Annotated in this window: 4 protein-coding genes; 2 read left to right on the forward strand and 2 right to left on the reverse strand. The window is 31.0% G+C overall.

All coding sequences use genetic code 11. The features are described from left to right. Nucleotide 1 precedes the first annotated feature (1 nt). Nucleotides 2-3,724 carry a metallophosphoesterase gene (locus tag G0Q09_RS11070; protein WP_219034916.1) on the reverse strand — a complete coding sequence of 1,241 codons (3,723 nt, stop codon included), beginning with the start codon at nucleotides 3,722-3,724 and terminating at the stop codon, nucleotides 2-4. A 24-nt stretch (nucleotides 3,725-3,748) separates the two neighbouring features. Here G0Q09_RS11070 and G0Q09_RS11075 point away from each other — a divergent pair, with 24 nt between their 5' ends. Next, nucleotides 3,749-4,942 (forward strand): Pycsar system effector family protein, encoded by a 1,194-nt coding sequence (locus G0Q09_RS11075; protein WP_219034917.1) that lies wholly within the window; start codon nucleotides 3,749-3,751, stop codon nucleotides 4,940-4,942. On the opposite strand, the gene G0Q09_RS11080 is transcribed toward G0Q09_RS11075, so the two are convergent. Further along, nucleotides 4,943-5,410 (reverse strand): DUF6265 family protein, encoded by a 468-nt coding sequence (locus G0Q09_RS11080; protein ID WP_219034918.1) that lies wholly within the window; start codon nucleotides 5,408-5,410, stop codon nucleotides 4,943-4,945. It abuts the gene before it with no gap. A gap of 163 nt (nucleotides 5,411-5,573) precedes the next feature. Here G0Q09_RS11080 and G0Q09_RS11085 point away from each other — a divergent pair, with 163 nt between their 5' ends. After that, the gene (locus G0Q09_RS11085; protein WP_125349835.1) at nucleotides 5,574-7,382 is read left to right on the forward strand and encodes a chloride channel protein; all 1,809 of its coding nucleotides are present in this window, start codon (nucleotides 5,574-5,576) and stop codon (nucleotides 7,380-7,382) included. The last annotated feature ends 149 nt before the right edge of the window (nucleotides 7,383-7,531 follow it).

A 7,531-nucleotide genomic window follows, 5' to 3' on the forward strand; every position in this document is an offset into this window, starting at 1 on the left:
GTTAAAATCCGAAATTCAAACCAAAAACGATTCGCCCTGGATCTTCACCTTTAAAGTATGAAACTGTTGCGGTAATAGATTGTGCTCCGTTTATCCAAAGTCCACCACCCATAGATGAATGCCATTTATTTGAGTCTTCTCCGTTTAACCAAACTCGTCCATAATCAGCTCCAACAAAAACGCCTAATCGCAATGGAACAACGGCTTTGAAACGTAAAGCATCAAATCGTAAATCAGATGTTTGTAAGAAAACTTTGTCTCCTGCAAAACGACCTAATCGATAACCACGTAAATCCTGATCTCCACCTAAATTAGCCATTTGATAGAATTCCATAAAATTACCCCAAACTGCTTTACCTTTTAGCATAGAAGCAACTGTTAATCTTCCATTTGCAGAGATTTTGTGTGTGAAACCTAAATTAAGTTCGGTATAAAAATGATTACGTTCAAAATCTGTCAAATTAGAAATCCACTTTGCATTTGCTAAAAATGTCATGCCTAATTTTGGCAATGATTCGTTATCGTAATTTTTGAACAAATATTTAGCTCCAATTTCTCCGAAATGTTGTCCTTTGAAAACGTCTCTATTAATTGATGGGAAATCTTCGACGATACGATCTTTATTCTCTTCAATCTTTTTGTAACTATAAATTGCAGAAAAATCTAAACGACCATTGTTATTCATAATCTTGAAAATAGACGGTCCAATGCTATAACTTTCTAATCGAACACGGTTATAATCCATTCCAATTTCTTCTTGATTATTCACGGTCTCGTTTCCTAAACCAAAGAAATTTGTACTATAAGTCGGGCTCGTGTAAGCTGCATTAAGATCTAAATTCCACTTACCCAACGCTTTTGTAAACGTTCCTTTATATTTGGCATCCCAACCGCCTGTCGCAAAATAATAACTTAATTGCAAATTGTGACGTTGCGAATATGGTTTACGATCAAAACCGTTGACAGTGTAGGTTGGCGATAAACCAATTTTTATTCCGTCATCAGGATTGTAGCCAATATTAGGTAACATAGTAAAGAAATTATACATCGGTTGTTTGTAATCGTATGTATTAACCTCGTAATCGTTGACAAAATTTTTCGATGTTAAAAAGGTAGATTCAGATGCATCGCTTCCGTTTGCGTAATCATATACTTTTACTTTTGCAGAACGCTTTACTTCGTATATATCGTCATCTATTCCACCAATAATACGAACTAAAATAGCGTTATTTGGCTTTCCTTCAACCTTGAATTTATCTTTTCCGTTTAATCCATATAAACGAATTTCTTTCGTTTCTTTTTTATCAAAATCTTCATCAAGAATTAAAGTTCGATCTTGTCCTGAATAGATTTTTACATTTGTTTTTCCCTTTGGTAAACGAGTGATCACAAAATCTTCATCTTCGTTTGTTCCTTTCAGAATGATTAATTTGCGAAGAACTTTATTATATTCTTCTGCAAATTTTTCTAATTTAGATTTTCGGGCAATAAGATTATTGATTACTTCTTGATCGTATTCTTGTTTTGTTTCTTCAGGAATTAATTCAAATGATTGTTTGATATAATCATCACTCAAATTATCTTGAATATATTTTGCTTCTTTTATCCATAATTCAAGATCGGATGATTCTAAAATGGCTAAATCCAACGGATAAGGTTCTCTATTGAACCATTTTACATTTTTGATATCATCTTTATAATCTTGCATATGTCTCAAAGGAGGAATTTTCATAATTAAATGAAAGAAAAGTCCATCATAACGTGGAAATGCTTGATCTCTATCGCGTGGAATTGGTTTATAAATAGTTTGTTTATTTTCTTTGTAAACGCCCCAACGCCATTGGTCAGAATGTCGATCCCAATCTCCAACTAACATATCAAAAAGTCGTGCACGAATATAGGCTTGCTTATCCACGACAACATCTTTGTTTTTGTGAATCGCAGCCAACATATCATCTGTGCTAACAATATCTTTTGGTTTTCCGAAAACACCGTCTTGATATCCGGACATTGGTCGTTCTTCTATCATGTATAATTCATCACCAAAATTTTCATTATATGCTTTCAAGGCTTCTTGTTTTGGAACATAATATAATTTTGGCGTAGAATGCATAATATTGATCGGTTTCATCAAATTAGCAACTGTTAATGGATAATATGGATGATTGGTTGTATAGAAATCCATCAAAAATTTCTCTGTGAACGAATCTTCAAACTCATCTGCAACATATTTATTTTTAAATGCAACTTGCTGAATAAATTGGGTGGCACTTTTCTTCACCGATCGCATATTGTATTCTTCACCTTTTGCATTTGTCAATCTCAAACTTTGCGTTTGATGTCCACCACCCATTCTAACTGGGGTTAAACCTCCATTTAGCTGACTTAAATTAACGGTATTAGCAGTAATTGTTTGACCATATGTTCGACGATAATGGCGACCAAAAAAGAATTTATACGGATCAGATTTACGTGTAACTTCTAATGGATATACACTTGTTTCTTTCGTTTTTGGCATTTTTTTATCATCATAAACTTGAGCCAAATATTCCTTTTTCTTTTCTGTAATTTGTTTCGCTAATAATAATTCGATTCCACCGTCTTTAAAACCATAGAAATTAGCTTTAGAAGCGCCATTATCATATAAATCTAGTACAACAAAACCATTATCTCCGTAAGAAAAATCGTTTTTGCCAACCGCTTTTGCCGATTCTTTTTTAGAACCAGAACCGCTGATAATTTGTTTAACATTGTTTTGCTGAATGTATTGCAAGTTGTGATCGTGTCCAGAAACAACAATTACATTATTTCTATTTTCGATAAGTGTTGCAATACGAGAAGCCATCTCTCTGTATTTGAAATTATTAACGTCTTGAGGGCTAAGACCTGTTGTACTTCGTAGTAAATTGATAAAAGATCCAATTACAGGTAATGGAACTTTGAAATTATCTCCTAATGGATAAAACTGTTTTTTGAAATCAAATTGTCCACCATGTGTTCCGTTCGAATATAGCGGATGATGCATTGTGATAACAGTTGTTCTGTTTTGATATTTGTTCAATTGCGATTCTAGTTCTTCAAAGAAAGCTTCGCGCGATTTAATATCACATTTTTCATTTAGACCAGGATGTTTATCCCAGTCTTGCAAATACCATTCAGAATCTATCGCAATAATTCCGATGCTATCATTTACATTTATTTTATCAATTGGACATGCATCTTTTGGTAAAAAAGCTTTTTTATTACCCAATTGTTTTTTGACTAATTTTTCTTGTTCTTTTAATCCTTTTACACCATTTCGCCAATCATGATTTCCTGGAATAAAAAGAGTTTTTCCTTTAAATTCTTTCGCTAAATCAATCTGAAATTGAAGCTTCTCTCTACTTGTTGTGTATTCAGCTTTTGTAGAATCCGTTACAATTCCATTTTCGTAAACATTATCACCTAAAAAGAAAAGATAAGAAGAAGAGTCAGCTTTCGCTAATTGATTCTTTAAAATTTCTAAATTTTGTTTATTTTTTGGTTGATCAAGATCTCCTGCATCGCCAATTAAATAGATAGATTGAATTTTATTTCCTTCTACATTTTGTACTTTTTCTGTCTTAATGTTTTTCCCATATTGAGGATGTTGCGTAGCGCAAGATGTCATATAAAGGCAAGAACCTACTAAAGCCAAAAAAGGATAATTCAATTTTTTGTTGTTTAGTGTTGGTAATAATTTCATACATTTAAGCGTTAAAAACTTGTGATGAACCAATTGTTATTAAATATAGAAAACTATGTTTTCAATCTGTTCAAAGATAATCTTTCTTTAGATTTTACGTATCATAATTTTATGCATACCGTAAAAGTTGTAGAAGCAATAAAAACGTTGTCTACTGATGAGCAAATATCTACAGATTTACGAGAAAAATTATTAATAGCGGGTTGGTTTCATGATACGGGTTACACAAAAATCGTGCAAGGGCATGAAAGTGAGAGTGCAAACATTGCAAAAGAGTATTTGATTGAGCATAATTTTGACGAAAATTACATCAAAGAAGTCCAAGATTATATTTTAATCACAGCGCTAAATAATGTTCCAAAAAATATAGGTGAAGCAATTGTAAAAGATGCAGATAACTATCATTTAGGACAAACTGAATATCCTAAAATTTCTGAGTTATTACGTGATGAAATAGCTAAAATATGTCACAAAGAATTTTCTGATTATGAATGGCATGTAGAGAATAGAAATTTTTTTCTAAACATACATCATTTTTATACGGATGCCGCAAAAAAGCTTTGGCAGAAAGGAAAAGAAGAAAATTTGATCTTTACCCAAAATAAAATCAAAGAGATAGAGTTGATTGGTGATATTCCCAATAAGTATGAAATCAAGAAAAAGAAAAACGATAAGATTCAACAACCAGATCGTGGTGTTGATACACTTTTTCGTGTAACGTTGAACAATCATACTCGTTTAAGTGATATTGCCGATAGTAAAGCTAATATATTATTGTCTGTAAACGCGATCGTGATTTCGATTGCACTTTCTACTTTGGTTCCAAAGTTAGGAAGTCCAAAGAATGAGTATTTACTTTTACCTTCAATTGTAATGCTTTTATCAAGTGTTGTTTCAATTATTTTTGCAATTTTAGCAACTAAACCAAATGTAACATACGAAAGTTTTAACGAAGAAGATGTCAAAAACAAAAAAGTGAATTTGCTTTTCTTTGGTAATTTTTATCAAATGTCACTTGAAGCCTACGATGATGCTATGCAAGAGTTGATGAAAGACAGAGATTATGTATATACTTCTTTGACAAGGGATTTGTATTATTTAGGAAAAGTTTTGGAACGAAAATATCGTTTGTTAAGCATAACCTACACAATTTTTATGATTGGAACTATTTTATCTGTTCTAACGTTTGCTTACGCGATGATCACAAATGTTGCTTAATTATTTTTTTACTTTTTCAAAAGTAAAAGCAATTTTACTTGATTCATCATTGCTAATTTCAGCTTTTAACTGATGACCAATTTTCCAATATTTGATAAGTTTAGGAAAATCATTCTCTTGATTTTCTAATGTAAACGAATTTCTATCAGAATTGATTAACTCAAAATCAGTTGTCTCTTTTTTAGTTTTGTCCAAATTAACTTTCAATATCCATTTATCATCAATCTTTGTGATAGTAAGATGTTCCTGCGAAATTGTATCATTATTTTTGATTGTAAACCCGCAACCTAAAAAAGTGTTTTTATCAACTTTTTTCCAGTTTTCATACGTTTTTCGATCCGATTTTTCATTTGTTCTAATCCATTCTCCAACCAAAAAATCAAAACTTGGTTTATCAGCAGAAGTTTTAGTTGATTCGCAAGAATTCAACAAAAAAATAAATAAAAGAAGAAAAGTAAATAGTTTCATATTAGTGTGCTTAATAGTAAAAATAATCAATTTGAAATAGTTAAAATGATAGAAATGATTTTTTCTCAAAAATTTTATTCTTTTATGTATTATTGGTTTACTTTTTGTGTAATTCGTGGCAGTTAAATTAGGCAATAAACAAAAGGTACACTATTTTTGAAGTATGCGACTTTCTACAAAACAAAAGTTTTTTCAATACATTAAAAAATCATTTAATTTTTTTCAAAACTTGTTGAACCTGTTAAAATTGGTTTTATCAGAGCGACAATTTTTGTATTTATCGTGTATTTTAGTAGCTATTTCATCTGCTTTTGCAGTGATTGTGCTAAAAACTTTTGCGCACAATGTTTTTCAATTTACTATTTATATTAATAATTTAGTCAAACTACCTTATATCAATAGTATATTGCCAATTATAGGTATTTTGTTGACGGTTTTTGTTGTGCAGAAATTTTTGGATGGTTCGATAGAAAAGGGAACTTCTCAAATTATGATTGCTGTAGCTAAAAAGTCTGGAATAATGCCTAAAAAACAGATGTATGCTCAGATTTTAACGAGTTCCTTAACAGTTGGTATGGGTGGTTCGGCTGGTTTAGAATCTCCAATTACAATTACTGGTGCAGCTTTTGGTTCTAATTATGCACAATATTACAGATTCAAATACAAAGAAAGAACACTTTTGTTGGCTTGTGGTGTTGCAGCTGGTATTGCGACTGCATTCAATGCACCAATTGCAGGTGTTTTGTTCGCGATAGAGATTGTATTAGCGGATATGAGTGTTACTGCTTTTATTCCTTTATTGTTATCTTCTGCAACAGGAGCTTTAATTGCCAATTTAACATTAAAAAGCAATATGTTATTATCCTTTCGTTATGCGTTAGGATTTGATTATCATAATGTTATTTTCTATGTGATTTTGGGTGTTTTAGCGGGGTTTGTTTCAGTTTACCATGCTCGATTATTTCGTAAAGTTGAACATTTGATAGGGAATTATTCGGATAATGTATATTGGCGAGCGATTGTTGGAGCGGGAAGTTTAGCAATATTGATTTTCTTTTTCCCAACATTATTTGGTGAAGGTTATGAGAGTATAAAATATTTAGCAAATGATGAAGCTGGTTTTATTTTAAATAATTCATTGTTAGAGAGTTTTAGAACGAATCAATGGATAGTTTTAGGATTTGTTTTTGTCACAATTTTAATCAAATCTATTGCAACAGGTTTAACTTTAGGAAGTGGAGGAAACGGAGGAAACTTCGCGCCTTCGTTATTTGTTGGGTCATATCTTGGTTTTTTCGTTGCAAAATTCTTTAATTTAATCGGTTTCAAAGAAGTTCCAGTCGGTAATTTTACTGTTGTTGGAATGGCAGCTGTTTTAAGTGGGTTATTTCATGCGCCATTAACAGCAATTTTCCTAATTGCCGAAATTACGGGAGGTTATGGATTAATTATTCCCTTAATGATTGTTTCTTCGATAAGTTTTGCAATTTCAAAACGATACGACAAATATTCGATGGATATATACGCAATAGCAGAAAAAGGAATTGTTTTTACATCTGATAAAGACCGAAATTTGTTTAATAAAATTGATTTGTTTTCGATTTATATCAAGAATATCAAAACATTGACGGTTTACAATTCAATTGAAGATATAAAAGAAATTTTTTCTACTACAACACAAGATTTTATTCCAGTCCTCAATGAAGATAAATCGATTCATGGAATTATAGTTTTAGATAATATTCGATCATTTATTTTTAATGATAATATTGATAAAAGTTACTTAGAATGTATAACAGAAGCAACTTCGACATCTATTTTTACGAATGCTGCTAACGTGATGAAAATGATGGAAGCAAAAAAAATAGATTATATTTTACTCACTAAAAAAGGTAAATTTGAAGGTTATGTAACCGAAAGTTTATTATTAGAAAGTTATCGAAGTAATTTGAATAAGTTGAGAATTGAGTAGAAATATTTGAATATAATATACAAAAAGAATCCGTCTCACAACTGAGGCGGATTTTTTTTGGTTATTATTTTAGATTTTTGTATATTTATGTTTGATAATCAGATATTTGTCTATGAATTTCAAGTATTACAACCAAAATCAGACGGTGT

Origin of the sequence: Empedobacter falsenii (genome assembly GCF_019308355.1) — a bacterium.
GTDB classification, from domain to species: Bacteria; Bacteroidota; Bacteroidia; order Flavobacteriales; family Weeksellaceae; genus Empedobacter; species Empedobacter falsenii_B.

Coding starts and splice junctions, on each gene's coding strand:
- G0Q09_RS11085 (WP_125349835.1), top strand. CDS start 5,574: ATGCGACTTTCTACAAAACAAAAGTTTTTTCAATACATTAAAAAATCA.
- G0Q09_RS11070 (WP_219034916.1), bottom strand. CDS start 3,724: ATGAAATTATTACCAACACTAAACAACAAAAAATTGAATTATCCTTTT.
- G0Q09_RS11080 (WP_219034918.1), bottom strand. CDS start 5,410: ATGAAACTATTTACTTTTCTTCTTTTATTTATTTTTTTGTTGAATTCT.
- G0Q09_RS11075 (WP_219034917.1), top strand. CDS start 3,749: ATGAACCAATTGTTATTAAATATAGAAAACTATGTTTTCAATCTGTTC.